The sequence below is a fragment of the Hymenobacter seoulensis genome (assembly GCF_054780535.1).
In genome coordinates, this window is the sequence record NZ_BAAGWD010000001.1 from 35,970 (window position 1) to 60,843 (window position 24,874).

General features: G+C 56.9%; 20 protein-coding genes and 1 pseudogene. 7 read left to right on the forward strand and 14 right to left on the reverse strand.

The window, feature by feature from the left end; genetic code table 11:
- Positions 1-124: 124 nt before the first annotated feature.
- Positions 125-2,095 (forward strand): DEAD/DEAH box helicase, encoded by a 1,971-nt coding sequence (locus ACYVHC_RS00160; protein ID WP_460611632.1) that lies wholly within the window; start codon positions 125-127, stop codon positions 2,093-2,095.
- Positions 2,096-2,512: 417 nt separating this feature from the next.
- Here ACYVHC_RS00160 and ACYVHC_RS00165 read toward each other — a convergent pair whose 3' ends face one another.
- The 3 genes from ACYVHC_RS00165 to ACYVHC_RS00175 all read right to left on the reverse strand — a co-directional run bounded on the left by ACYVHC_RS00165 (position 2,513) and on the right by ACYVHC_RS00175 (position 5,261).
- Positions 2,513-2,959, reverse strand: a complete 447-nt coding sequence (locus ACYVHC_RS00165) for a ferritin family protein (protein WP_460611633.1) — start codon at positions 2,957-2,959, stop codon at positions 2,513-2,515.
- 148 nt (positions 2,960-3,107) lie between these two features.
- Entirely contained in the window at positions 3,108-4,364 is a 1,257-nt protein-coding gene (locus ACYVHC_RS00170) for a BaiN/RdsA family NAD(P)/FAD-dependent oxidoreductase (RefSeq protein WP_460611634.1), read from the reverse strand.
- A 51-nt stretch (positions 4,365-4,415) separates the two neighbouring features.
- Entirely contained in the window at positions 4,416-5,261 is an 846-nt protein-coding gene (locus ACYVHC_RS00175) for a Rossmann-fold NAD(P)-binding domain-containing protein (protein ID WP_460611635.1), read from the reverse strand.
- Between the two features lie 537 nt (positions 5,262-5,798).
- Here ACYVHC_RS00175 and ACYVHC_RS00180 point away from each other — a divergent pair.
- The gene (locus ACYVHC_RS00180) at positions 5,799-6,680 is read left to right on the forward strand and encodes an SDR family oxidoreductase (protein WP_460611636.1); all 882 of its coding nucleotides are present in this window, start codon (positions 5,799-5,801) and stop codon (positions 6,678-6,680) included.
- 98 nt (positions 6,681-6,778) lie between these two features.
- Here ACYVHC_RS00180 and ACYVHC_RS00185 read toward each other — a convergent pair whose 3' ends face one another.
- Positions 6,779-7,630 (reverse strand): LysM peptidoglycan-binding domain-containing protein, encoded by an 852-nt coding sequence (locus tag ACYVHC_RS00185; protein WP_460611637.1) that lies wholly within the window; start codon positions 7,628-7,630, stop codon positions 6,779-6,781.
- A 135-nt stretch (positions 7,631-7,765) separates the two neighbouring features.
- Positions 7,766-8,065, reverse strand: coding sequence for a hypothetical protein (locus ACYVHC_RS00190; RefSeq protein ID WP_460611638.1), 300 nt, complete (start codon positions 8,063-8,065; stop codon positions 7,766-7,768).
- A gap of 98 nt (positions 8,066-8,163) precedes the next feature.
- Here ACYVHC_RS00190 and ACYVHC_RS00195 point away from each other — a divergent pair, with 98 nt between their 5' ends.
- Positions 8,164-8,928, forward strand: a complete 765-nt coding sequence (locus tag ACYVHC_RS00195; RefSeq protein WP_460611639.1) for a glycosyltransferase family 2 protein — start codon at positions 8,164-8,166, stop codon at positions 8,926-8,928.
- 66 nt (positions 8,929-8,994) lie between these two features.
- Here ACYVHC_RS00195 and ACYVHC_RS00200 read toward each other — a convergent pair whose 3' ends face one another.
- The 4 genes and pseudogenes from ACYVHC_RS00200 to ACYVHC_RS00215 form a co-directional block, all read right to left on the reverse strand.
- Positions 8,995-10,254, reverse strand: a complete 1,260-nt coding sequence (locus ACYVHC_RS00200) for a metal-dependent hydrolase family protein (RefSeq protein ID WP_460611640.1) — start codon at positions 10,252-10,254, stop codon at positions 8,995-8,997.
- Between the two features lie 52 nt (positions 10,255-10,306).
- Positions 10,307-11,173, reverse strand: a complete 867-nt coding sequence (locus ACYVHC_RS00205) for a hypothetical protein (protein WP_460611641.1) — start codon at positions 11,171-11,173, stop codon at positions 10,307-10,309.
- 90 nt (positions 11,174-11,263) lie between these two features.
- Complete coding sequence (locus tag ACYVHC_RS00210) at positions 11,264-13,525, reverse strand: S46 family peptidase (RefSeq protein WP_460611642.1); 2,262 nt, start codon at positions 13,523-13,525, stop codon at positions 11,264-11,266.
- A gap of 390 nt (positions 13,526-13,915) precedes the next feature.
- A pseudogene (locus ACYVHC_RS00215) lies at positions 13,916-14,014 on the reverse strand (YkvA family protein); the annotation flags it as partial.
- A gap of 473 nt (positions 14,015-14,487) precedes the next feature.
- Between ACYVHC_RS00215 and ACYVHC_RS00220 the strand changes: the two are divergent.
- Positions 14,488-15,021, forward strand: coding sequence for a DinB family protein (locus ACYVHC_RS00220; RefSeq protein ID WP_460611643.1), 534 nt, complete (start codon positions 14,488-14,490; stop codon positions 15,019-15,021).
- A gap of 278 nt (positions 15,022-15,299) precedes the next feature.
- On the forward strand, positions 15,300-15,698 hold the full coding sequence (locus tag ACYVHC_RS00225) for a VOC family protein (RefSeq protein WP_460611644.1): 399 nt from the start codon (positions 15,300-15,302) through the stop codon (positions 15,696-15,698).
- Here the strand turns inward: ACYVHC_RS00225 and ACYVHC_RS00230 are convergent.
- The 3 genes from ACYVHC_RS00230 to ACYVHC_RS00240 all read right to left on the reverse strand — a co-directional run bounded on the left by ACYVHC_RS00230 (position 15,686) and on the right by ACYVHC_RS00240 (position 17,938).
- Complete coding sequence (locus tag ACYVHC_RS00230; RefSeq protein ID WP_460611645.1) at positions 15,686-16,312, reverse strand: AlbA family DNA-binding domain-containing protein; 627 nt, start codon at positions 16,310-16,312, stop codon at positions 15,686-15,688. The genes ACYVHC_RS00225 and ACYVHC_RS00230 overlap by 13 nt on opposite strands.
- A gap of 85 nt (positions 16,313-16,397) precedes the next feature.
- On the reverse strand, positions 16,398-17,270 hold the full coding sequence (locus ACYVHC_RS00235) for an SDR family oxidoreductase (protein WP_460611646.1): 873 nt from the start codon (positions 17,268-17,270) through the stop codon (positions 16,398-16,400).
- Positions 17,271-17,512: 242 nt separating this feature from the next.
- The gene (locus ACYVHC_RS00240) at positions 17,513-17,938 is read right to left on the reverse strand and encodes a DUF3127 domain-containing protein (protein WP_460611647.1); all 426 of its coding nucleotides are present in this window, start codon (positions 17,936-17,938) and stop codon (positions 17,513-17,515) included.
- Positions 17,939-18,086: 148 nt separating this feature from the next.
- On the opposite strand from ACYVHC_RS00240, the gene ACYVHC_RS00245 reads away from it, so the two are divergent.
- On the forward strand, positions 18,087-19,076 hold the full coding sequence (locus ACYVHC_RS00245) for an isoaspartyl peptidase/L-asparaginase family protein (protein ID WP_460611648.1): 990 nt from the start codon (positions 18,087-18,089) through the stop codon (positions 19,074-19,076).
- A 246-nt stretch (positions 19,077-19,322) separates the two neighbouring features.
- On the opposite strand, the gene ACYVHC_RS00250 is transcribed toward ACYVHC_RS00245, so the two are convergent.
- Positions 19,323-20,261: a cyanophycinase gene (locus ACYVHC_RS00250; protein WP_460611649.1), complete on the reverse strand. Its 939-nt coding sequence runs from the start codon at positions 20,259-20,261 to the stop codon at positions 19,323-19,325.
- A gap of 150 nt (positions 20,262-20,411) precedes the next feature.
- Positions 20,412-22,232: a M1 family metallopeptidase gene (locus tag ACYVHC_RS00255; protein ID WP_460611650.1), complete on the reverse strand. Its 1,821-nt coding sequence runs from the start codon at positions 22,230-22,232 to the stop codon at positions 20,412-20,414.
- A 360-nt stretch (positions 22,233-22,592) separates the two neighbouring features.
- Here ACYVHC_RS00255 and ACYVHC_RS00260 point away from each other — a divergent pair, with 360 nt between their 5' ends.
- Complete coding sequence (locus ACYVHC_RS00260) at positions 22,593-24,362, forward strand: L,D-transpeptidase family protein (protein ID WP_460611651.1); 1,770 nt, start codon at positions 22,593-22,595, stop codon at positions 24,360-24,362.
- Positions 24,363-24,874 lie beyond the last annotated feature (512 nt).

The following is a 24,874-nucleotide window of genomic DNA, read 5'->3' on the forward strand; positions in this document are numbered from 1 at the left end:
CTTGTTGGGCCGGCTTTGTCTTCCGTCCGTTGCTTCCGTCACTTGTCGTTGTTGTTGAGTGGGAGAAGAGCGTCGCTGAATCCGCTGTTTTCAGAGCTATTGTCTCCACTCCATCAACACCAAAATGGAAAACGAAAAGGAAAAAATGAAGTTCAGTGAGCTGACCCTCTCTGAAGAAATGCAGCGTGCTATTGCCGAAGTTGGGTATGAAGAGGCTTCGCCGATTCAGGCCGCCGGCATTCCAGCCCTGCTCGCCGGCCGCGACGTTATCGGCCAAGCCCAGACGGGCACCGGCAAAACTGCCGCATTCTCTATCCCAGCTATTGAGCGTATCGACACCGACTCGCGCGAAGTGCAGTGCTTGGTGCTGTGCCCTACCCGCGAGCTGGCGGTGCAGGTTTCAGGTGAAATCCAGAAACTAGGCAAATATAAGCGTGGTCTGGCCGTAGTGCCGATTTACGGTGGCTCTTCTTACGACCGTCAGTTCCGGGCTCTGGAGCGCGGCGTTCAAATCGTAATTGGTACGCCTGGCCGCGTAATGGACCACATTGAGCGTGGTACCCTGAAGCTGGACAACTGCAAAATGATCATCCTCGATGAGGCTGACGAGATGCTGGACATGGGCTTCCGCGACGACATCGAGACGGTGCTCAAGAAAATGCCTGAAGAGCGCCAGACGGTGTTCTTCTCGGCTACCATGAGTAAGCCGATCATGGAGATGACCAAGCGCTACCAGAAGGATCCGCAGATTGTGAAGGTAAACCATCAGGAAATGACGGTTACCAACATTGAGCAGAGCTACTTCGAGGTGCGTGGCCCGCAGAAGAAAGACGTTCTGACGCGCCTTATCGACATGTACAATATTAAGTCGGGCATCGTCTTCGCTAACACGAAGCGCATGGTTGACGAGATTGTAGGTGATTTGCAAGCCAAAGGCTACTTCGCCGAAGGTCTGCACGGCGACATGGGCCAGCAGCAGCGCCAGAATACCCTTGATAAATTCCGCAAAGGCACGCTGGAAATCCTGGTGGCTACTGACGTGGCTGCTCGCGGCATCGACGTGGACAACGTGGAAGTAGTAGTAAACTACGACCTGCCCGCCGACGAGGAATACTACGTACACCGCATTGGCCGTACCGGCCGCGCTGGTAAACTGGGCAAAGCCTTCACCTTCGTGAGCGGCCGCGATATTTACAAGCTGCGCGACATCATGCGCTTCACTAAAGCCACCATCAAGCAGGAGCGCGTGCCGTCCTTCGAAGATGTATCGGAGGTGAAAACCACGCTGATGCTGAACTCCATCAAGGAGGTAATTGTAAAGGGCAACCTCGACAAGTACATTGCCCGCGTGCAGCGCCTCATCGATCAGGACCAGGAAGAGGCAGTAACGTCTTTGGACGTGGCCGCTGCTCTGCTCAAGATGACGATGAAGGAAGACAAGCGTGCGCAGGAAAGCCTCGACGCCAGCCGCACCCAAGGTGCCGCCCGCGCCGGCTTCACCCGCCTGTTTGTTACGATGGGCAAGAAAGACCGTCTGCATCCCCGCGACATCGTGGACCTGATTGCCGAAAACACGAGCCTCACGGCTGGTAAAGTAGGTGATATTGCCCTCTACGATAAGTTTAGCTTCGTGGAAGTGCCGAATGAGTTTGTGGAGGAAGTTATTGCTCAGTTGGGCCGTAGCAGCATCCAGGGTCGTCCGGTTGCCTTCAACATTGCTACCCCACGTCAGGAAGGTGATGCCCAGCAGGAAGGTAATACGCGCGGCGGCTTCGGCGGCAGCGAGCGTCCTCGTCGGGGTCCAGGTGGCTTCGGTGGTGGCGAGCGTCGCGAAGGTGGCAGCTCCTACGGTGGTAACCGCGGCGGTGGAAGCTACGGCGGCAACCGTGGCGGCAGTTCCTACGGTGGTGGCGAGCGTCGCGAAGGTGGCAGCTCCTACGGTGGTAACCGCGGCGGCGGGAGCTACGGCGGTAACCGTGGTGGTGGCTCCTTCGGCGGCGACCGTCGGGAAGGCGGTAGCAGCTACGGTGGCAACCGCGGTGGCGGAAGCTTCGGTGGCGGCTACAAAGGCAAGCGCGACAACGACGGCGAATAGTCAGCTCCAGCTGATTGGCTACTCGCTCATCAGTAGAACATACTAGTCAACAAAAAGACCACTCAATTGAGTGGTCTTTTTGTTTGGCAGCATACCACCTAGGTATGCTGAAACTGCCGAAGCAGCTTGTGTGCTGAGTTGCCACGCAAACTCAGGATAGTGGCTAAAATACTGCAGTTCGCTGAGCTTGAGCGGTTTGTGTATAGATGCAGCCTAGTAACGCAAGCTCATGAAAAGGTGAGCGTGAATTGATTTTCGGTTTAAGTTTAAGCCTAGCTAGAGGCTAGGGAATTGCAAACGCAAAAAGGTGCTCCGTTACGCTAAGCCAAGCTTAAACAACGGAGCACCTTTCACGTTAAAAACAACCTAGTAAGTAGCCGGCCCACGTTGGCTGGCATTTCACAAAGGCGTTGTAGTTTATTTGGAAGCGTCGCGCAGGTCGCGGATTTCATCGTGGCCTTGCTTGATGCCGGCTGCCTGCTTGGTAATGAGAGAGTGCAGGTCGCCGGGGAGGCCTTCGATTTTCTGGGCGGTTTCGTACGCTTTCTTGGCGTAGTCTTCGCCCCGCTCGCACTCCGCCAGAATGCTGTGGCGGTCTTTGCCAGTTACTAGGCCTTTCAGGTTGATGAAGGCCCGGTGTACCGTACCCGTAATAGACGACTCTTCTTTAGGATGCAGGTTTAGCTTGTGCATCTTGTCCTCTAGCTCCGTAATGTATTCGGAACGTTGAGCGGCGTATTTCTTGAAAATCTGCTTCAGATCAGCGTCCTCCACATCAGTGAGGGCCTCGGTGTAGCCGCGCTGGCCGTCTTTCAGGGTTTCTAGAAGTTCATTAAGGGCGGCTTGGGTTGCTTTGGCATCCATAAGGAGAGTAGGTTAAGATTGACAAAAGGTAGCAATGTCTCTCTTTACTGCCAAAACCCAATTCAAGTTTCGATAAGTACCAATCAAATAGCAAAACTACTGTGCAGATTGCGGCTTGGAACTCTCTGACTCGCAGAAGGTAAGGAGGTTAGCTACTCAAACCCAAACTGGCTGCCATGGCTCGGCCGGCGAGGTAGCCCGTAGTCCAAGCGGCCTGGAAGTTGAAGCCGCCGGTAATACCATCAATATCGAGCACTTCGCCGGCAAAGTGCAGGCCGGGCACGTGGCGGCTCTCCAGGGTTTGCATCTGTATCTCACCTAGCGTGATGCCGCCACACGTCACAAACTCATCCTTGTAAGTGGTTTTGCCGTGCATGGGCAAGGCCGTCCGGAGCAGACTCTCAATCAGCCGGTTCTGTAGTTTGGCGGGCAGCTCATTCCACCTCGTTTCCGGCCCGATGCCGGCCTGGTCCGTTAACGTGCGCCACAAGCGCTGGGGCAGCCCAAACAAAGGATTGCCGGCCACGCCCTTCTTGCCGTGCTGCTCCCGGAACTCCAGCAAATACTGGCGCAACGTATCTTCTGTGTACTCTGGAATCCAGTTGATAAGGGCCGTGCTTTTGTATTGCAGCTCATGCAGGCGGCGCGCGCCCCACGCCGAAAGCTTGAGCACCGCCGGCCCGCTCACGCCCCAGTGCGTAACCAGCACCGGGCCTTCATACTCCAGCTTTTCGCCACTCACTCGCACGCGGGCCCTAGGCACGCTCACGCCCGGAAGCTCGCGCAGCGGCGAGTTAGGTACATTGAAGGTGAACAGGCTGGGCACAGGCTCCTGCACGGTATGCCCTAGTTTTCGCAGCCACTCATACTGCTCCGATTTGGGCGCGCCACCAGTGGCAATCAGCAGCCGGTTGGCCACTACATATTGCGTGTGGGCGCCAGTAAGTGTCAGCCGGAAGCCACCCTCAGGCAGAACCTCAATGTGCTCGGCCGTAGTCTGGGTCAGGATACTGACGCCGGCTTTTTGGGCAGCATCCAGCAGGCACCGGGCAATGGTTTCCGACGAATCAGTAACGGGAAACATGCGGCCATCGGGCTCCGTTTTGAGCTGCACGCCGCGCTTCTCAAACCACCGAACCGTATCGAGGGCGCCAAATTGCTTGAATAACTCTTTGAGTTGACGGGCGCCGCGGGGGTAGTGCTGCACCAGTTGGGCTGCGGTTTCAGCGGCATGCGTTACGTTGCAGCGGCCACCCCCCGAAATCCGGACTTTACTGAGCAGCTTTGAGGTTTTTTCAAGCAGGATTACCCGCACCTCCGAGTTGGCTTCAGCGCAGGCAATGGCCCCAAAGAAACCTGCTGCGCCACCGCCCACTACCACCACTGTTTTCTGATCTGCCTTCACCCTGCAAAGGTACTATCCCTAGGCCGTACTACCGGGCAAACCGCCCTGAAATCAGCAGTACTCCAGGGCCGCTACCACATCTTCGTGCCGGAACTGATAGCCGGTCAGCTCTCGGATCCGAGAAGAATCAATCTGCTTGCCGCCGCTGGTTTCTTCCTGAAACGTAGGAGGTGCCAGGCCCAGGCGGGTAGCAGCGGCCGTGTAAAATGTGCGGCGGGTAGGGTGCGTAGCCGCGCTGGCATTAAGCGTATGTCCCCACAGATCTTTCTCTATGATATTAACCAGCAAGCTGATACAATCCTGCAAGTGGATCAGGTTGACAGGAGCCTCGCCGTGGGGTACACCCGCCCGGCCCGCCAAAAACCGACCCGGCGCTCGGCCCGGCCCGAACAAACCCGCTAGCCGCACAATGGTATTCTGAGGCCCCTGAAACTGGGCTTCGGCCTGCAGTAAGGGTAGCGTGGCATCGGGGCTGGCCTGGGCATCGGGCTCCCGCATCAAGCGGGGCTCATCGGGGTACACACCGGTGGAACTGACCAGCAGCACATGCCGGACGCCGGCTTGCTTGGCGGCGGCCGCCACATGCCGAACCACCGTGGGGTAGGCATCAGGGGTGCTGGCGCCCCGGGAGGGCGGCACGTTCAGAACCAGGGTTTCCACTCCGTGCAGCAGGGCCTGTAGCGTGTCGGCATCGGTAGCGGAAAGAGTAGGGGCTAAGCGTAGCAGAAAGGGGCGGATGCCGGCGTCGCGCAGCGTGAGCAATTGGCCCGGCGTAGTAGTGGTACCGTTTACGCTGTAGCCAGCCGCTACTAGGGCCAGCGCCAATGGAAGGCCCAGCCAGCCACAGCCCAGCACGGCAATAGTAGGAAGAGGAGCAGTAGAAACAGCGTCGGTCATGGGGTGGTAAAGGTGGCAAAAAATCCTGCTCAAGCAAGTTGCCGGCCCTGCAATCTAGTAACCTTGTACATTTATTACGGTCCAGATTGTTGCTATCTGCTTACTCCATGGCTTATTAGTTCTATGCTGACCTCGACGACGTTTCGAGGCTCGGATTCGGATACTGCCTTCAAAGAAGGTGGTTGTAAGTTGCCTCCCTACAACGGCATACGCTGGGATTTCCGGTATGCCTCTGGCGAAAACGCCACCCTGTGTTTTATGCTTTGCCCCGATTTTTATGACCCCGAAACTGGCAATTCCTGGCAGAAGCTGGCAGTGCCAGTAGAGGAGTGGCTGTACTCCCTCATATACTGCCCCTTCCCTGAATCCCGCCTGAGAGTGCACCAGAAATTTGTGTGCTCGGGCACATCTTTTTACTGCGTGGAAGGAAACAGAATTGTAGCGAAAGGCACAGTTACCCGAATAACTGGTTTATTTGAGACGCGGCAGTAGTTTCTACCTTTGCCCTATTCCTCCACTTTCCCACCAAGCCATCTTATGTCTGCTTCTCATCCTTACGCCCAGCCCATGCTCCGCGACAACGCCCTCCAGGGTAAAACTATCGTTGTGACGGGTGGTGGTACCGGCCTTGGTCGTGCCATGACTACCTACTTCCTGCAGCTCGGCGCCAACGTTGTTATCAGCTCCCGGAAGCTGGATGTGCTGGAGCAGACGGCCAGTGAACTACGCGAACAGACCGGCAACCAGAACGTGCTGGCCGTGCAGTGCGATGTGCGCAAATACGATGAGGTAGAGACCATGCTGCAGAAAACCATCGACACCTTTGGTGGCGTGGACGTGCTGCTCAACAATGCGGCCGGCAACTTCATCAGCCCCACCGAGCGCCTGAGCCACAAGGCGTTCGATGTGATTGTAGATATTGTATTGAAAGGCTCCTACAATTGCACCCTCGCCTTCGGTAAGCGCTGGATTGCCGAGAAAAAGCCCGGCACTATCCTCAACATCGTGACGACATACGCTTCCGTAGGCTCGGCCTTTGTGGTGCCGTCGGCCGCAGCCAAAGCGGGTGTGCTGGCCATGACCCGTTCATTGGCCGTGGAGTGGGCCAAGTACGGTATCCGCTCCAACGCCATTGCCCCCGGTCCATTCCCGACGGAAGGCGCCTGGAGCCGCCTGTTTCCCGAGCCACTAGCCTCCAAACTCGACCCAGCCGCCTCGGTACCGCTCAAGCGGGTGGGCAACCACCAGGAGCTAGCCAACTTGGCTGCCTATATGGTTTCGGATTTTGCTGCCTATATGAATGGCGAGGTCGTAACGCTCGACGGCGGCGAATGGCTGAACGGAGCCGGCGAATTCAACAAGCTTGAGCTCCTGAGCTCCGACATGTGGGATCAAATTGAAAAAACCATGCGCCGTTAAGGTTGGAGCAGCCCTAGCATAGAAACAGAAAAAGCTTGCCGTGTGGCAAGCTTTTTCTGTTTCTATGCTAGGGCTGCGGGGCCTGCCAAGCCTAATCCTTATAGTTTATATCCTTTGAAATCCTTAGTGAACTCCTGGGACGGAATGGGCTGATTGGCTACTATGTCGCTGAACTCGAACTTCTCGAACAGGCCTTTATCATCGTTGACCTGGATAACGAGGGGTAGCGTCAGCTTCTGATCTACTACAATAGCCACCTTGCGTCCATAGGCGTTAGGTACTTGAAGGGTGCGGCCGGCGGGCACGGTGGCGCCTGTAGTCAAGTTGTTTTTTTCCAGAATGCGGTACTCGCCGCACCCAAACCGCTCGGCAATAGATGATACCGTTTCGGGCTTGCTGGGCTTGTAGCTCACGTAGCGAAACTGGGGGTAGTTGGCCCGCAGCACATGCGCCGGCCGGCCTTGCACGATGGTGTCGCTGGTGTAGCGAAAGGTCTTCTCGAAGCTGTGGTCGAGGCGGTTGCTGGAGCCGCGCAGCAGCTCGGCAATGGTGCCATAGCCAGCATCAAGCACGCTGTGGTGCTGGTTTTTGCGCATCAGGGAGCCCAGCGGATCAAGGCTGACGGTTACGTACGGGAAGCTGTTGGGGTACACCCACGCATCGTCGTCGTTCTGGCCCGTTACGTACAGCACCTCAATGCCCTTCTGGTTGCGTAAGTACACTTTGTACGGCTTGAAGGTCATTTTCATGCTGGTTTGGGCCAGTTGGTACTCGCCACCAATGCGCTCCTTGGCCCGCACATTGCACCGCAACGTTTTCAGGTTTTCAATAGAAGCGGTGAGCCTAGTAATAAGCTGTTCGGTGGTGGGCTTGGGGTCAGCGGGGAGGGTAGCGGCGCTAACACCTAAAAGCAGGGCCGCTACGGGAAAAAGCAGAAAATAACGAATCATGAAAACGTAAGCGGTAGCAGTACAAAGGAGTACTGGCCGGTATGCAGAAACCAGGCCGGAGTGGGAAGTGGGTAGAGGCTAGCGGGCAGATGTGCTGTCGTAGGCTTAAATCTACCAGGAAGAAAGATATTTCACTTAATTCAGGCTGATACGTGGAAAGCGGCTGGCAGTGCTATCGAAGATGAAAAGCTCATCAATTTCTACCTCCCGCAAAAACCGGTACAGCGGAAACTGCTCCACTACCGCTTTGATAGCGGCCGTACTCTGCCCGTTCATGGTTACCCAGCCGCGGCTGCGGTCAGCACTGATAGCGTAGGATTCCACGATGTTGTCTTCAATCAAATGGTTAATGAAGGCACGGTGGCGCGGGATGAGGGCGACAAAATCCTCATCGAAAAAATCCGGCAGACGCATGGATACGACAAACTTGGCCATGGATTTAGCTACTGACATCGGAATAACGCCAGGTGGCCCGTTAAGGTTGAGTATCGGCGTGGGTGTAACTTTTTCCGGCTACTGCCAGAATAGGGAGCATGCACTTCTCTGTAATTACCCCAACCCACAACCGGCAGCAGTTTCTGCCGGAGGCGGTGGCCAGCGTACGCGCCAGCGTGTCTGCTCCCCTTGATTTCTCCTTCGACCACCTCATTTGCGAGAACGCCTGCACCGATGGCACCAAAGAATGGCTGCAGGAAGCCAGCCGCCAGGAAGGTGTACCGGTTCGGGTGCTAAACCAAGCTAGTAAACTGCTGCCCGGCCCGGCCCGTAATCGTGTTATCAGAAAGTATGTGCCCACCGAGGGCTGGATTGTGCCCCTCGACGATGACGATATTCTGGTGCAGCGCGCCTTGTTTCATTATGGCGCTCAAATTCAGCAGAACCCCGGCCAGCCCTGGCTGGTAGCCGATTTTTTGCGCGTAGATGAGGAGCGGCGCTACCTGCCGAATGAAGATTACTACGCCTGGAAGTTTGAAACGCCTGCTGATATGCTACGGGCCATTTTTCGGGCCGAGCACTTCATTCAGGGCAACGTATGCTACACCCGCGCGCTGTATGAGGAAGTAGGCGGCTACGACGAAGAAATTGAAATGGCCGAAGACCTGGACCTGTACGTGCGCTTTCTGCTGGCGGGCCACTTGCCTGTCATCTGCCCCCACGTCAGCCACCTGCACCGGTTCCACACCAGCAACGTCAGCATCGGCGTTGATGCCGACAAGCACGGCCAGGATCTGCAGGTGATTTACGATAAATACGCTGAGCAGCTGCAGCAGCTAGGTATTGAGCGGCCGGGCGCCTAGGCCTGGAAGTTGGGTAAAGTGTCAGACGCCGGGCGGTTGTACATCTTGCAAACCGCCCGGTGCACGTTACTCCTTTATTACTACCCCACCTTTCACTACCAACCGCACTTGGCGGAGCACCTTTATGTCTTTGCTAGGGTCGCCGGCTACGGCAACTAGGTCGGCTAAGAGGCCAGGCTGGATGCGGCCGCGGTCGGGGAGCTGAAAGAGACGAGCGTTGGTGCTGGTGAGCCCGCGTAGCGTTTGCAGAGAGGTGAGGCCGTAGTCCTGCACCAGTAGTTCGGCTTCGCGGAGGTTGTCGCCGTGCGTGAATACGCCCACGTCGCCGCCGATGGCCAGCTCCACGCCACTTTGTAAAGCAGCTTTCATGCTTTGGCGCTTTTGCACCAAGCGCTCGGGCTCAGGGTCCTGGCCCCGGCGCCACCCGCGGTATTGCGAAACGGCGTCGCCGGCGGCTACGGTGGGGCAGAGCGCTACCCCTCGCTGCTTCATTAACCGGAACACTTCTAGGGTGCCTGCGTCGCCGTGCTCAATGGTTTGTACGCCAGCTAGGGTAGCGCGGCGCATGCCTTCGGGGGTGCTGGCGTGGGCCTCCACGGGGCGGCCGGCACTGCGGGCGGTTTGCACAATCAGGTTCAGCTCTTCCTGCGAAAACGTGGTGCGGCTAGGCTCATTAGCGCCCCAGCGGTAGTCGGCGTACACTTTAATTACGTCGGCGCCCTTGCCAATTTGCTCCCGCACGGCCCGGATGATGCCATCTACACCATCGGCTTCCTGGGCACCCTGCGGCACGTCTACATCCACCGAGAGCTTAGGACCATAGCTGCCGGTAGCCACTAGGGCGCGCGTGGCCACCAACAGGCGCGGCCCCGGAATCAGACCCCGGTCGATGGCTTGCTTCAGGCCCACATCGGCGTAGCCGGCGCCCTCGCTGCCTAGGTCGCGGGCGGTAGTAAAGCCAGCCAGCAGCGTGGCGCGGACGTGAGCCGTGGCCCGCGCCACCCGTAGCGCCTCCGATTCCAGCAGCACCTGGTCGTTCCAGGTGGTTTCATTGTAGGGGTGCAGCAGCATATGCGAGTGCCCTTCAATCAGGCCGGGCAGCAGCGTAAGGCCAGGCAGTTCTAGGGTGCGGGCGCCGGCCGGGGCCGTAAGTTGGGCGGCGGGGCCTACAGCTTTGATTTTGTCGTTCTCTACCAGCACGGCCCAGCCCGCGTGCATCGTTTCGCCATCGAACACAGCCGCCGGCCGCAGGAGCAGAGTAGCAGGAGACTGGGCCAAGCAAGTCAGACCTGAAAATAACAGTGAAACAAAGAGCGAAAGGCGCATACAAAGCAGAGACAAAGGAAAACGGCAAACTATACAGCTCGGGATGAGCCTATCAATCATTCGATGTTGTGGCTTCCTTTCGGCTTTTCTGGATTTTATCAAAAGCTTTTCTGGTCAGAAACACTAGCTGCCGCTTTTCAAGGTCAAATAGCGAGACATACTCCTTCCCCATTACATAGTGTTGAGGGGCCGGAACGGCCTCACGGTACAGCAGTAGAGAGCAGATATCAGTAGGGGTAATGTAAGGATGGGCCGGCAGATGGCTATGCATACCTGCCTCTATTGTGGTGTAGCCCTCCGGCAAACGCATCGCTATATAGCTGTTGTGCAGCCGCTCTACTTTGCTAAGCTTTCCGCGTTCTGTAAAGCGGAATAGAAAATCGTTTCCAAGGGGCAAAATCCCGCCTTCCTGGGGCCCAGTCAACACATAGGCCCGCACACTGGGGCCTTGGTCAAGGAGTACCACATTGGGCCGGGTATTCTCTGGAAACCGGTACGGCGTGCCTAGTACCTTATTCGATTCCAACTCTTCCATTACCTGCAACCGTAACGCAAATAGCTTCTGCTCCCGCTCGGAAGCCGGCCGGGCCGCGAACTGCCGGACTGCTGCAGGTGTAATGGCGGCCCGGTTAAAGCTGAAGCTGTGCCTAGCCGAGAAGGTGTTTCCCTCTTGTTGCATAAAAACAGTACGCACCGAGTCTCCATCGGCGTAGGAGAAATAACCGATGAGGTGTTGCACATCAGGTTTTTGCGCCATCAGTACATCTGTGGCTACCCAGGAGGCGCGCTCCGATTCGTATAAAGCCAAGCCCTCACGGAGAATTTCCTGTTCCAGTGCTTGGGTTTTGGAGGCTTGGGCGCTAGCTCGCTGAAACGTAAGAAGCCCGAGCACAGCCCCTGCCAGAAAGGTATAGTTCATAAAGAAATAAGGTGAATGCACGTAAAAAAGGCTACGCCCTCCGGAAGGTAGAAATTCCGGCGGGCGTAGCCTTGTGTTGAATCAGAAAAGCTAGGCTTTTACCTTGGCGGGCTTGCGTTTCACTTTCATCTTCTCCAGCTTTTTGCCATTGGCGGGGGTAGCAGCGCCGTTCGAGCCGCCTACTAAGGTCATTTCCTTTACCAAGTGGCCAGCGCCGGCATACTTATCTACTACAAACAGCATGTAGCGCACATCCAGCGTGATGTTGCGCACCCGATCAGGGTCGAACATGATGTCGGACATGGTGCCTTCCCAGTTGCGGTCGAAGTTGATGCCGATTAGCTCGCCGCTGCCATTGATAACGGGCGAGCCGGAGTTGCCGCCGGTGGTGTGGTTGGTGGCAATAAAGGCTACCGGAACTGAACCTTTATAGGCGTAGGGCCCGAAATCCTTATTTTGGTACAGCTCGGTGAGCCTGGCCGGAACTTCAAAATCGGGGTTAGTGGGGTCGGCCTTCTCCATGATACCATCGAGCGTGGTGTAGAAGTCGTACTTAGTGCCGTCGGCGGGCTCGTAGCCAGCTATTTGGCCGTAAGCTACCCGAAGGGTAAGGTTTGCATCGGGGTAGAACTTGCGGTCGGTTTGCTGCTGGCGCAGGCCGGCCATGTAGGTGCGCTGGAGCAGGGCAATGTTATCGGTGGCAGCGGTATAGGTGGGCAATACCTGCTGGCGGTAGGTGCTCACGATGGCCGAGGCCAACTGCATCGCGGGGTCAGTGCGGAGCGCGGTGGAGTTACCTTTGGCTACCTCATCTAGCAGGGCCAAAGCACTGGCTTCCGAGGTCAGGCGCGACTTGCTGTAGAGTTGCGCCGCGTAAGCGCTCCAGCCGCCGCTAGCCCCATATTGTTTCTGAAGGTTGGCGACGTAGGTCGGCAGCAGAGCTTTGGGGGTTCCGTTAGCGTAGAGGGGTAGTAGCGCAGCGGCCACTTTCTGATCAGTAGGGGCGTTGTAGTTGCGGAAAAAGCCGGCCGCTCCTTTCTTTAGCTTCTCTACGGCGGCGGTTATTTCTGTAGCTGGCGCTTTTTTGTCGGTCATGTCCAGCAGGGGCAGCAGGCTATTGGCGTACAGCATCAGCTCCACGCCCAGGGCGGCTTCGGTCACGTAGTCGCGGGCCAGGGTGTAGTCGCGCACGGCGGTGTAGTTTTTCTGCAGCTCCGGGAGCAGGCCGGCGTAGGCAGCCCGGCGGGCTTGGTCGCCGCTTTCAGCCCACTTTTGAAACTGGACTTCTTGTTGCTGTTTTACGCGCACAGCGTCGAGCTTTTTCAGGCCCCGGGTTTCGCCAATCCACTTTTTCCAGTAGTTGGCAATGCTGGCGTACTTGGCCGCGTACTGAATGCGCACCTTGTCGGAGGCCTTCATATCGGCATCCAGAATCCGGAGTTTGGCGTCGCGCACTTTCACTTTGGCCGGGTTCGAGAGCGAGTAGGTTTCATCTACACCCCACGAGGTGAGGTACTCATTGGTGCGACCCGGGAAACCGAACACCATGGTGAAGTCGCCGGGCTGTACACCATTCAAGGAAATGGGCAGGTAATGACGGGGCTTAAAGGGCTTGTTAGCTGCTGAATACGGCGCGGGCTTGTTGTCGGGGCCGGCATAGATGCGGAAGATGCTGAAGTCGCCAGTGTGGCGGGGCCAGGCCCAGTTATCGGTGTCGCCCCCAAATTTGCCGATGCTGCTCGGCGGCGCGCCCACCAGGCGCACATCCTGAAACACCTCCGTCACGAACAGATAATACTCGTTGCCATTGAACATCGGCCGCACAAAGGCTTGGTAATGCGTGCCCTGCACGGCAGCTTGGGCTACACGCTGGCTGTTCACTTGCACTAGTTTCTCGCGCTCGGCCTCCAAGATATTGGCAGTGGGCACACCCGCCAGCACCTGGCTGGTCACGTCTTCCATGCGCACGATAAAGGTGGCCGTCAGGCCCTGGTTGGGCAGTTCCTGGTCGCGGCTCATGGCCCAGTAGCCATTGGTGAGGTAGTCTTTCTCCACCGAAGAATGGCTCTGGATCTGGCTGTAACCGCAATGGTGGTTGGTCAGAAGCAGGCCTTCGTTCGAGACAATTTCGCCGGTGCAGCCGCCGCCAAACTGGACCACGGCGTCCTTGAGGCTGCCCTGGTTGACGGAGTAGATCTGCTCGGCCGTAAGCTTGAGGCCTTTTTTCTGCATATCGGCCTCGTTGAGCTGCTTGAGCAGCAGCGGCAGCCACATGCCTTCATCGGCACGAGCCTGGGGCAGGCAAGAAAGGAACGTGAAGGCAAGCAGTGCCAGCCGGGAAAGTAAAGACATAACCTACAGAGTTGAGTGCGGAGTAGTGGGCAGCTGTGCTACCATGACGCGAAAATACGCATCAGGCTGCTTGCGGAGGGCCGGGCGCTGGTGTGTACTAGGGACCGGCGGCGCGCAAACCTTTAAGCAAGCAAACGGCCCCGACCAAGTGGCCAGGGCCGAAGCACAATGCGAACCGCAAGCGAATCAGCGAAAAAAGAGCAGAAGTACTAGGTGTTAGGAGTGGCCCAACTCCGCCACGGCCGGAGCATTCTCGGTGTTGGTGTTGGAGGCGGCGTACACTGGCTTGGCAGTGGCGGCCGGAATATCGTTGGTTTCCTCGGCGGCATGCGTTTGCTCCCACTCCCGGAAGCGCAGAATCTCGCCCTGGAATTTCTCGATAAACCAGCTGATCAGGGCCAAATCATCCAGGAAGCCTACCACCGGAATAAAGTCCGGCACCAAATCCACGGGGGAGAGAGTATAGAGCAGCACGCCCAGCGCCGACACAATGGTGCCCGTATCAATCTGGCGGTAGTTGCCGCTCACGTAGTTGCGTACCAAGCGCACCAGCGTAAACCCGACGTCGAAAACCTGCTTGAACTTGTTGTCTTTGCTTTCTTTGCTGGCCAGCTTGTTGGCGACTTCGTTCAGCACCATCACTACCCGAAATGGGCGGCCCAGCAGCTTGCCGGCACGGTTAAGAAATACGCTGAACAGTGCGTTTTTGGAAATGGATAAGCCTTTTTCGACGAGAGAAGACATATAAAATGAGTGAAGTAGGAGTGTGCCTTCTCTACGCTTGCAGCTGGGCCCTTGTTGCCCTTTCTCCCTAGGTACTGTTCTGCTGCTAACCTGCTCACCTGGCAAAAAGCTCAGCACTAAACCGTTCGGCGGAGGTTTCAGGTTCATGAGCACCTAGTGGTGCGCCAGCAAAACGCGGGTACGGTTGAAACTTGCATGTTTCCTGTAGCTTCGCACTTATGAGTTTCCTGCTGACTACCCCCACCGCCACGGAGTACGCTCCGTACTACCATACCTACGTGCGCCTGATTACCGGCGACCCGCTAGAAGCCTTGCGCCACCAACCAACTGAGCTTCGCCATTTGCTGGCTGGCTTGTCTGATGAGCAGGCTTTATTCCGCTATGCACCCGGCAAGTGGAGCATTAAGGAGAATTTGGTGCACATGATGGATACAGAACGCATTTTTGCGTACCGGGCCCTGCGCATTGCCCGCGGCGACACCACTCCGTTGCCCGGTTTTGAGCAGGACGACTACGTGCCCGCTTCCGGAGCCGATGCCCGTGCCCTGGAAGATATTCTGCGTGAGTACGATACGGTGCGTGCCGCCACTCTCAGCCTGTTCCAATCGTTTCGGCCGGAAGACTACGAGCGCCTAGGCACAGCCAGCGGACAACCCGTGAGCGTACGGGGCATGGCCTACATTTTGCCCGGCCACGAGGCGCATCATATCAATTTGCTGCGCGAACGGTATTTGCCCTTGCTGGCCAATTAGCGTACTTGCAGACAACACCTCCCAGCGCGGTTTCGTTATGGGTACTATCTTCCCTTCCAATCAGCACCATCATGGCTAAAGCACAAGAACCCCGCAAGGAAAAAAAGAAAGAGCCTGCCAAAACCACTAAGGAGAAAAAGGCCGCAAAAGAAGAAAAGAAAGCGCTAAAATCTCGTCAGCAAGACTAATTTGATTAACGAGAAAAATTGGAAAAGCAGCCGGCTCGCTCTACAGCGGAGGCCGGCTGTTTTGCGTAGTAGGTTATTGTGCTAGTGCCCGTGAATCAGCGAATTGCCCTTGTTACCTTGCTGGTAGCCGACTACGACGAGGCCATTGCTTTTTACACCCATAAGCTGGGCTTTCGGCTAGTGGAGGACACCCTGCTGAGCCCGCAAAAACGGTGGGTGCGGGTGGCGCCCTGCGGCCAAGCCGGCGCCGAGCTGCTACTGGCCCTGGCCGCTACACCAGAGCAAGTCCGCTGCATCGGTAACCAGACGGGCGGCCGGGTAGCCTTGTTTCTGTACACCGATAATTTGGCCCGCGACTATGCGCGCTTACTGGCACAAGGCGTTACTATAGTGCGGCCGCCAGTGGTAGAGCCTTACGGTGAGGTGCTGGTTTTTGCCGATTTATATGGTAATCTCTGGGACTTGCTGGAGCCCAATCAGAGCGTATAATACACTTCCTTCTGCTTATTGTGGTGCTTGATATAGCCGTGCAGCGTGAGCTTAATGAGTGTGCGGTAGGCCCGCCGTTCCCCAATGTTGAGCAGCTTCATATACTGCGCCAGCGTAATGCGCGGATTTTTCCCTAGGTAGTCCAGCACCGCCAACTCCTCGCGGTTCAGGGGGATGCGCTCGAATTGCGGACTAGGGTCGGAGCGCTCCAGCACTTTCTCGGTGAGTTGGCTGGTTTGCACACTTTCGTCGCGCACACGCACATAAGAGCGCCAGTCGCCGTCGGCTACCTGGGCGCGGTGTGGCTTCAGTGGGCTTTCCGGCACTGTCACAATCAGTACCACCCGGTCATCCTCTTCTACTTCCTTGAAGCGCAACTCCAGCGGCGGATCAATGTAATGCTGGGCCGCTTCACGGAGTTGGTAAATTTCTTCTTCGGCATCGCGCACGCCCACCACGCGGCCATCATCATCAACGCCCACCAGCACGCGGCCACCCCGCGTATTAGCCAAGGAGGCCAGCGTGCGGGCAATACGGGTAGGATGAGTAGTGCGCTTCTTGAATTCGAGCCGCTCGCCCTCACCCTGTCGGATCAGTTCTAATAAGTCAGTCATATGCCATCCGGTTCAGGCAGGTTCACTGCTGCTTGCTACCTAGTACTAAACGTGCTCCACCCCAAAAAGTATCCAGCGAGGCTCGCTACTCAATGCCGGTTTCGTCGGCGGAAATCTTCCAGAGCCGGCTAGCTTCAGCCCGGCTTTGCGCCCGCTCTGAGGTGCGGGCTGGTTTGGCGTTAGCGAAGTAGCGCCCACTAACACTAGCTACCTCCGGGGAAGTGGCCAGATACAAGGTGGTTTGGGCCCCACGTTCCGGTGATCTCATCAGCGGTTTTGCCGTCCACCACAAGGCCTTCATCACAGGCGACGTGTCGGGGCGCATCAGGCCGGTGTCCACCATGCCGGGGTGCAGGCAGTTGGCCGTAATTCCCGTTAGGTCCAGTCGATGGGCTAGCTCATTGGTAAATAAAATATTGGCCAGTTTGGAGTCTGCGTAGGCCGTCAGCCAGCTGTATTTATCAGGGGAGTTGCGCACTTCGCGGTCGGGCTCAATCTCGCCCACCCAATGCGCCACCGATGATACCGTGACTACCCGGGCCTGGCCAGCGGCATCCAGCAACGGCAGCAGCAAGTTGGTGAGGGCATACGGCGCCAAGTGGTTGGTGGCCCAGCTCAGCTCATGGCCCTCTTCGGTGAGCATCAGCCGACCCGGCATAATTCCGGCATTGTTCACCAGAATATCCAGCTGACTTAGCTCGTGCTCCAGTTCCTCGGCCAGCGTGCGCACATTCTGAATCAAAGAAAGGTCGTAGCATTTCACGTGCACTGGGGCATCGGTGCCAACGGCTAGCTGAATGGACGCTAGCGCCCGGGCCGCCTTGTCCGTGTCGCGGCCCACCATAATCACGCGGGCTCCCTGCCGGGCGAGCTCCCGGGCCGTGACTAAGCCAATACCGCTGGTCGCGCCGGTGACGAGGGCCGTTTTGCCGGTAAGCGGAAGAGCAGCAGATTTCATAAGGAAAGAGGGGCAAACGCGAAAAACGAAAGGTACCGGCGCATGCCTGAGCGTACAAGGAAAGGCGCTGGAAAGCCCTACGAAAAATAAGGGCTGGTGGTGCGGAAAAATTGCAAAGGCACCAATATAGTGCTCTAATCGGCGGGCAAGGGCAGCAAACTTCCTGCCAGCCGCCAACAAAAAGCCGCTCCCGGAATCCGGAAGCGGCTTTGCATACAGGAAGACCTAGTCCGGAGGCCGGATTAGAAGGGCAGGTCGTTGTCGTCGTCGGAGGCAATAGGAGCCGCCGAGGCACGCAGGTTCGGGTTTTGGTTTTGGGCAGGAGCAGCAGCGCGCGGAGCAGCAGCAGGCTGCTGGTAGCCACCACCCTGAGGAGCAGCGGCAGCACCGCTACCTGCCTCAATGCGCCAAGCCTCCAGGTTCGTGAAGTACAGCATCTGGCCGTTCTTGTTGAACCCACGGCCCCGCAGGTTAAAGGAGATTTTTACCTCGTCGCCTACTTTATACGGATCAATGAGGGCCGTTTTATCTTGTACCAACTGGAACTTGATATGCTCGGGGTATTGGCCGTCTACGACCTCCAGCACGAACTCGCGCTTGCGGAATTTCTCGCTCACCTGCTGTTCGTCGAAAATCTCGTGCAGGCGGCCGGTAGCTTCGTAAGCCATAAGGATGAATATGTTTGGGGAGTTGAAAACAGTAAACCAAACCTACGAAAAAAAACGCGGTTCGTTCGGGTCAGTTCCGCTGCGCCCGGGCCAGATGCTTGCCTACCTTTGTCTTGCGTTTTGCGCCTACCCGATATTTTTTCGCTCTATGACTGCTCCTTTCGCTTTAGCCTTGCACGGTGGTGCCGGCACTATATCTCCCAAGTTCATGACGCCGGAAAAAGAGCTTGCCTATCGGCTGGCCCTAGCTGAGGCATTAGCTGTGGGGTACGCCGTACTGCGCCAGGGAGGCTCAGCGCTTGATGCCGTAGAGCTAACCGTGCGCAGCCTCGAAGACTGCCCGTTGTTTAACGCCGGCCGCGGAGCCGTGTTCACCCACGAAGGCCATCATGAAATGGACGCCGCCATAATGGATGGCCGCAGCCGCGCCGCCGGAGCCGTAGCCGGAGTCCGGAGCGTGCAAAACCCGATTCGGGCCGCTCGCCTGGTGATGGAGAAAACCGAACACGTGCTGCTGGCTTACCCCGGCGCCGATAAGCTGGCCCAGCTGCATGGCCTGCCCACCCAACCCGCCGAGTACTTTTTCACCCAGCAACGATACGACCAGCTACAGGAAGCCCTGGCCGAAGGCCGTATGCGCCTCGACCACAGCACCGCCGAGCCTGCGGCCGCACCGCTTGAAGAGCCCGGGGTATTTCCGAACGAGGACCCCAAAAAGAAAATGGGAACCGTAGGAGCCGTAGCGCGCGACCAGCACGGCAACCTGGCAGCCGCCACCAGCACCGGCGGCATGACCAACAAACAGTATTCCCGCATCGGCGACTCACCCATTATCGGGGCGGGTACGTTTGCCGACAACCGCACCTGTGCCATTAGCTGCACCGGGCACGGTGAGTTTTTCATGCGGGCCGTGGTAGCGCATGATATCAGCTGCCTAATGGAATACCGGGGCTTAAGTCTGGCCGAAGCCTGCCGCATCGTGGTGCACGAGAAGCTCGCGCCACTAGGGGGAGAGGGCGGTCTGGTGGCAATTGATGCGGCCGGCAACATCGCGCTACCCTTCAACTCCGAAGGCATGTATCGGGCCAGCCAGTCGGCCACCGATGCCGCTCCGTTTGTGGCTATTTACAAGGAGTAGCGTGGGCTGCTTTTTAAGCACCATATATACAAGGAGTAGCTGCACATATGTCACTAGGTTGCCTAAAGCCGCTAACTTACTGTAGATGAGCTGCTATGCTGCTAAGAAGCTCTTCTTGGGTAATGGAGCCGGTTTACCTGTTTTAGAAGGCTAGTAAACCTAGCACCCAAGCCAGAACCAATAACAACAAAGCCGACTCCTTGAATAAGGAGTCGGCTTTGATTTATAGTAGGGGGTAGTAACCGGCTAGCTTGCCTCTGCGGGCGTGTTGGCATCTTGGCCGGCCGTAAGGCGTACTGACTCGGCGGCTTGCTCGCGGAGCTTGAGGTCGGGGTAAAAGGCGCGCTGGCTGATATCGTACACGTTGCCTTTCACTAGCACGTGCAGCAGCATGCTTTCAATGGAAATGGCTTCGCCTTTTTTGGCGGCGGCAGCATTGTTGTGCTCCAGCTGGTGCCCGTCCATGATGATAACTAGATTGGAGCCGATGGTTTCCAAATGGTTGCCTTCCGTGATAAGCACGCCCGTATCTTCGCCGAGGCCAATCCCGATGAGCTTGGGGTGCAGGGCTACGGCTTCGATGAGGCGCCCAAAACGGCCGCGCTTCACAAAGTGCGAGTCGATGACCACATTATCGATGAAGCCCAGGCCGTGACCCATCTTCACGGCTCCCTTCATAAGAGCATCGGGCACGCTGCCGCCCATAATCATGGTTTTCGACATAGCCATGGCCCCGGCCGAGGTGCCGGCAATGATGAAGTTGGGCTGGTTGTAGTAGCGCTCCTGCAGTACCCGCAGGAACTCCGTGCCCCCAAACATTTCGACCAGCCTCGACTGGTTGCCGCCTGAAATCATGACCACATCGGCCAGGCGCAGGCGCTCGACATACTCCGGCTGGCGGGCGTCTTCGGGCGTGCGAATATCCATGATGCTCACGTTGTTGCAGTTAAGCATCGTGAACGAGGAAATATAGATGCGCGCTACCTCGGCCGGAATCATGGAGGCAGTAGTAATCACCTCGATGCGCGGATCTTCCTTGCCTGATTCGAGCACCACCCGCTTCAGGATGCCCAGCTCGAAAAAGTTGAGGTAGTATTTCTTTTTGGTACGGGGGTTAGGGTAGGTGCCCTTGTCTTCGTTACCTCCGATGGCAATGAGCTTACCGAGCGGTTTGGAGTTTTTCAATTCGAAAGATCAGCTAAAGCAATACAATAGGGAAAGACCCGGGCCTCACAAGCAAGGTTCGGGCCACGCGCAGGCCAGGGGAACAGGTCCCTGCCCCGGTCTGCGAAAAAGTTGGGAGCAGCGCTATGGTAAGCTACTGCCACAACCTGCTTACGGCAAAGGGGCACCTAGCAGCGCATCAAAGGTAACAGTCGCAACGGCATGGTAGTTTGGGCGGGCCGTAGCATATATGCGGCGGGCTCGTGCTGTCCCTCCCGGAACTGCAAGCAGGGCTTTATAGAGAGGTGCCAGAAATTTGCGCCGGCCAACCCGGGTAAGGAACTGCTCCAGCGCCGCATCAGCCGCGGAGTAGCCCGCCCGAATAGTATGCGGAAACCAGGCCGCTAGTATTTCTGAGTTGCCGGAGTTCGTCAGCTGAAAGGCTGCATCTAGCTCGCCCTGTTTTTCAGCGGGAAGACTTGCAGGCAAGCCGTGCAAGAAATGAACCCACTCATGGCTAGACCACGAGGAGGTAAGGAGGGCCGCAGCCGGAGTGCCCGCCTGCCACAGCCGGAGCGCTTCGTCTACTGCCTCGAAGCGGCTGGCGCTAACTGGTGGGGCTACCGCCGGAATGCCGGGGCCGTTAATCCAGGCGTCAAGCTGAAGCTGTTCTTCTAGACCCGGGTGCTGCGCCAGAAGCTCCTGCCGTAGGTACTGCACAAACGAAGCGGTGTCCATGCTGCGGAAACTATGGCGAGCAAAGTACTCCTTAATAAACGTGTCGAGCGCCTCGCGGCCTACTAGGTGCTCAAGAGTGAGTAGGAGGTAGTCGCCTTTCTCGTAGGCAATTTCATTCAGGCCCTCGTCGGGGTCGCGGCCGGCCAGGTTGAGGTGCAGGTGAGTGTCGGGGCTAGTAGCGCCAAGCTCTTCGATGGTATGCAACAGTGCCGTATGGCCCAGCACCTGCAGCATGTCGGCGTAGGGGCGGCCGTATAGCTTTTCCATAATGCGGCGCTCGAAGTACACCGTGAAGCCCTCGTTTAGCCAGAAGTCGTTCCAGGTGGCGTTCGTAACTAGGTTACCGCTCCAGGAATGCGCCAACTCATGCGCAATCAGGCTGGTAAGGCTTCGGTCGCCGGCCAGAATTGTGGGTGTAACAAATGTTAAACGTGGGTTTTCCATACCGCCAAACGGAAAGGAGGGAGGCAGCACCAGCAAATCATACTGTTCCCAGCGGTAGGGGCCGTACAAATCCTCGGCGGCAGCTACCATCTTTTCCAGGTCAGCAAACTCTTCGGCGGCACCGGGCAGCGTAGCGGGCTCAGCATACACGCCGGTGCGTGGGCTCAGCGCCTGGTACTCGACATCGCCTACGGCTAGGGCCATCAGGTACGCCGGAATGGGCTGGTGCATGCGGAAGGTATACTTGCCGCTGCTGTTGCGCGTCTGTGGGTTTTCGGCGCTCATCAGGGCCAGTAGATGCGCGGGCACGCGCACACTAGCCTCATAGGTAAACCGAACCCCAGGCGAGTCCTGACACGGCAGCCAGGTGCGCGCCAGAATAGCCTGCGACTGGGTGAAGAGAAACGGCTGCTGCCGGCCGGCTGTTTGTTCAGGCTGTAGCCATTGGAGCGCCGCCGCGCCCGGGGTCGTGTGGTAGCGGATCGTGACCGAGCTCGTGTTGGGACGCAGGGTTATGCGCAATGGCTGACCTAGTACTGCCTCCTCGGGGCCAAGAGTAAACTCCGTGGGCTCCCCGTCAGGGCCACCCAGCAGCACGGCTTCTATTGCCAGCCCCCGGGCATCAAGTACCAGCTCGGCGGCCGCCGCATGATTGGTGAGAAGCCAGGTGGCATGGCCGGCCAAAGTTTTAGCATCGAAGTCAACGGTAAGGGCCAGCGCCAAGTGGTGCACGCTGACCTCGGCGGGCCGGGCGTAGCTATGCGGGTCGGGCGTGACAGCCAGTGGGGAGGCCAAGGCAGGATGAGACATAAGCAAATCGTAAAGCAAAGACTGGCCGCAAGCCGGCCAATGATACAAAGGTGCCGCTGGTACTACTAGCTCTGTCGGGAGGTGAAAGCCAGATACCGGAACACTCGGCATTTAACTCCAACTCGGCCCTAGTGGTTGGGAAGCGGCAAGCTAAGTTTCAGCAGTCGTCTTGTTACCAAGACATCTGATGCGGCCTTAATAGGGGTGCATCATCGTAAATCTGCTAACTTGCATCGGCTGTAAGAGAAAGCTGAAGGCGGCAACTCATAGGTTCCGAATTCAGTAAAACGCCCAGATCTTAAACCCGGCCGCTATTGGCTCGGAATTTGGCTTCTTCTCGTTTTTCTCTCCGCTTTGCACATGATCCAAACTGCTCGCCCTACTTTTTTTTACTCACTTTGCTGCTGGCTTTTCGGTCTGCTGCTGCTCACGTCTACCGCGTCGTGCAGCCAGGATCAGAAAGCTCAGATCAAAGACGCTTTACCTGATGCCTTAACCAAGGCTGGTGGCGCTCAGCCCACGCTCGACAGTGTGTACATTGTTAAGTATATGAGTGCTGATCCTAAGTTTAAAGACCAGATTGATTGGGCCAAGAAGTTCTACAAAGAACGTGGCTTCCGGTTGGGCTGGTTTCGGAACCACGAAATAGTGCCCCAGGCCAAGACGCTGCTCAGCGTTATCAACAAAGCCGCTGACGAAGGACTCGACCCTAAAGAATACAAAACCAAGGACTTCGATAAGCTCTTTGCTGATTTTGAGGCTGCTAAATCTGACTCTACCAAGCGCAATGCGCTGGAAAAGGAGATTGACGTAGCGCTATCGGGTACCTACTTCAACTATGCTTCCGACTTCTATCGGGGCACCGTAGATCCACGCGCTGTCAAGTCAATTGATTGGCAGGTGAAACGCAACAAAGTGAAGCTGCATAAGGCCCTGATGACGATCCTGAAAGAGCGGGAAAGCATCTATGGCTACTATGATTTCGAACCGCTGCACCCTGAGTACGACCGCCTGAAAAAGGCCCTGGCTGATTACCGCGAAATTCAGCGGAACGGCGGCTGGGCTACTGTTCCGGCAGGTACGCGCCTGAAGCCGGGCGCTGCCTCACCGGCCGTTACGGCCTTGCGGGCACGCCTGCTAGGAGGCCCCGCGGCCGCTGCTGAATCGACTGCAACTCCGGCCGTAGCCGTATCCAATACGGGGGGCGGTACGCAGCCCGCTGCAAGTACGGCCCCAGCTCCAACCTACGATCCGGAATTGGTGGCGGCGGTAAAAGAATTCCAGACGCAAAACGGCCTGAAGCCCGACGGGATTGTGGCCGGCGAAACGGTACGACTGCTGAACATTCCGGTGTCGGAGCGCATTGACCAGATCATTCTGAACATGGAGCGCTGGCGCTGGATCCCGAAAAAGTTCGAGCCGAACTATCTGCTCGTGAATATTCCGGACTATACGCTGCACGTAGTAGAAGATAACAAGGAGGCGTTTACGATGCGCGTAATCGTTGGCAAGACGTTGAACGCAACGCCTATTTTCAGCGACAAAATGGAGTTTGTAGTGCTGGCTCCGTACTGGAATGTGCCCTACAGCATCATCGATAAAGAGCTGCGTCCGAAGCTGGCCGCCGATGCCTATGGTACCCTGGAGCGCCTCAACATGGAGGTAGTAAAAGGGTGGGGAGCCAAGGCCACCCCCGTTGATCCTACCTCCATTGACTGGAGTAATCTGACTGAGAAGACGTGGAAGTACACGCTACGAAAGCGTCCGGGGCCTAAGAATGACCTGGGAGATGTGAAGTTTATCTTCCCTAATTCCAACGATATTTACCTGCACGACACCCCCCACGACGAGCTATTCAGCCAGACCAAGCGGGGCTTTAGCCACGGATGCGTTCGGGTAGCTGAGCCCATCAAGCTGGCGGAATACCTGCTTCGCAACAAGCCCGGTTGGGACAGAGCTACCATCATGGACACCATTGCGGGGGGGCGCGAAAAGTACATTACGCTGCCAGAAAAGCTGCCAGTTTATCTGGTGTACTTCACTACCTGGGCCGATGAAAATGGCAAGTTGCACTTCCGTGACGACATCTACGGCCACGACAAAGCTCTGGCTAAAGAGTATTTCAACTAGCGTCTAACCACGCCCACCTGCCTTCCAATACTAAGCCGTCGGCTACCTGCAAAGGTAGGCCGGCGGCTTTGCTCGTTTCACGAGATGCTATGCTTCGATCTGCTTACGGTTAGTGCTTCCAGCCACCCTAGTAGTACCGAGCGCTCAAGTGAGTTCAGTAAAAACACGGCCCTAGCCTGAAGCTCAAGTATCAGGCGTAACCAAAGAGAGGCTAGGGTGGGAAGGCGGCCGATTTCGAGTTGGTAAGGTTTTGTTGCTAAGCTACCCTAGTAGACCTCTGGAAAAACTTAGATGGGTGTCGTTTGAGTAACAGAGGAGCTATTTGCCTCGGGTAAAGAATGACGAACCATACTTCAGCAATATCACGTCCTTTCGAGCCGACAGATGAAGCATGGTTTACATAAGTAATACAATTGTAAATCAATGGCTGTTGTATACAATTGTCAACCGTAGAATTAGTCTGAAAAGTCGTTTGTTAATAAAAGTAAACTAAGTAGAGTATGCGATTGAGG

What these genes read in the sequence shown, in the direction of transcription:
- ACYVHC_RS00160 (WP_460611632.1), top strand. Translation starts at nt 125, where the DNA reads ATGGAAAACGAAAAGGAAAAAATGAAGTTCAGTGAGCTGACCCTCTCT.
- ACYVHC_RS00165 (WP_460611633.1), bottom strand. Translation starts at nt 2,959, where the DNA reads ATGGATGCCAAAGCAACCCAAGCCGCCCTTAATGAACTTCTAGAAACC.
- ACYVHC_RS00175 (WP_460611635.1), bottom strand. Translation starts at nt 5,261, where the DNA reads ATGACCGACGCTGTTTCTACTGCTCCTCTTCCTACTATTGCCGTGCTG.
- ACYVHC_RS00180 (WP_460611636.1), top strand. Translation starts at nt 5,799, where the DNA reads ATGTCTGCTTCTCATCCTTACGCCCAGCCCATGCTCCGCGACAACGCC.
- ACYVHC_RS00185 (WP_460611637.1), bottom strand. Translation starts at nt 7,630, where the DNA reads ATGATTCGTTATTTTCTGCTTTTTCCCGTAGCGGCCCTGCTTTTAGGT.
- ACYVHC_RS00190 (WP_460611638.1), bottom strand. Translation starts at nt 8,065, where the DNA reads ATGGCCAAGTTTGTCGTATCCATGCGTCTGCCGGATTTTTTCGATGAG.
- ACYVHC_RS00195 (WP_460611639.1), top strand. Translation starts at nt 8,164, where the DNA reads ATGCACTTCTCTGTAATTACCCCAACCCACAACCGGCAGCAGTTTCTG.
- ACYVHC_RS00200 (WP_460611640.1), bottom strand. Translation starts at nt 10,254, where the DNA reads ATGCGCCTTTCGCTCTTTGTTTCACTGTTATTTTCAGGTCTGACTTGC.
- ACYVHC_RS00205 (WP_460611641.1), bottom strand. Translation starts at nt 11,173, where the DNA reads ATGAACTATACCTTTCTGGCAGGGGCTGTGCTCGGGCTTCTTACGTTT.
- ACYVHC_RS00210 (WP_460611642.1), bottom strand. Translation starts at nt 13,525, where the DNA reads ATGTCTTTACTTTCCCGGCTGGCACTGCTTGCCTTCACGTTCCTTTCT.
- ACYVHC_RS00220 (WP_460611643.1), top strand. Translation starts at nt 14,488, where the DNA reads ATGAGTTTCCTGCTGACTACCCCCACCGCCACGGAGTACGCTCCGTAC.
- ACYVHC_RS00230 (WP_460611645.1), bottom strand. Translation starts at nt 16,312, where the DNA reads ATGACTGACTTATTAGAACTGATCCGACAGGGTGAGGGCGAGCGGCTC.
- ACYVHC_RS00235 (WP_460611646.1), bottom strand. Translation starts at nt 17,270, where the DNA reads ATGAAATCTGCTGCTCTTCCGCTTACCGGCAAAACGGCCCTCGTCACC.
- ACYVHC_RS00240 (WP_460611647.1), bottom strand. Translation starts at nt 17,938, where the DNA reads ATGGCTTACGAAGCTACCGGCCGCCTGCACGAGATTTTCGACGAACAG.
- ACYVHC_RS00245 (WP_460611648.1), top strand. Translation starts at nt 18,087, where the DNA reads ATGACTGCTCCTTTCGCTTTAGCCTTGCACGGTGGTGCCGGCACTATA.
- ACYVHC_RS00255 (WP_460611650.1), bottom strand. Translation starts at nt 22,232, where the DNA reads ATGTCTCATCCTGCCTTGGCCTCCCCACTGGCTGTCACGCCCGACCCG.
- ACYVHC_RS00260 (WP_460611651.1), top strand. Translation starts at nt 22,593, where the DNA reads ATGATCCAAACTGCTCGCCCTACTTTTTTTTACTCACTTTGCTGCTGG.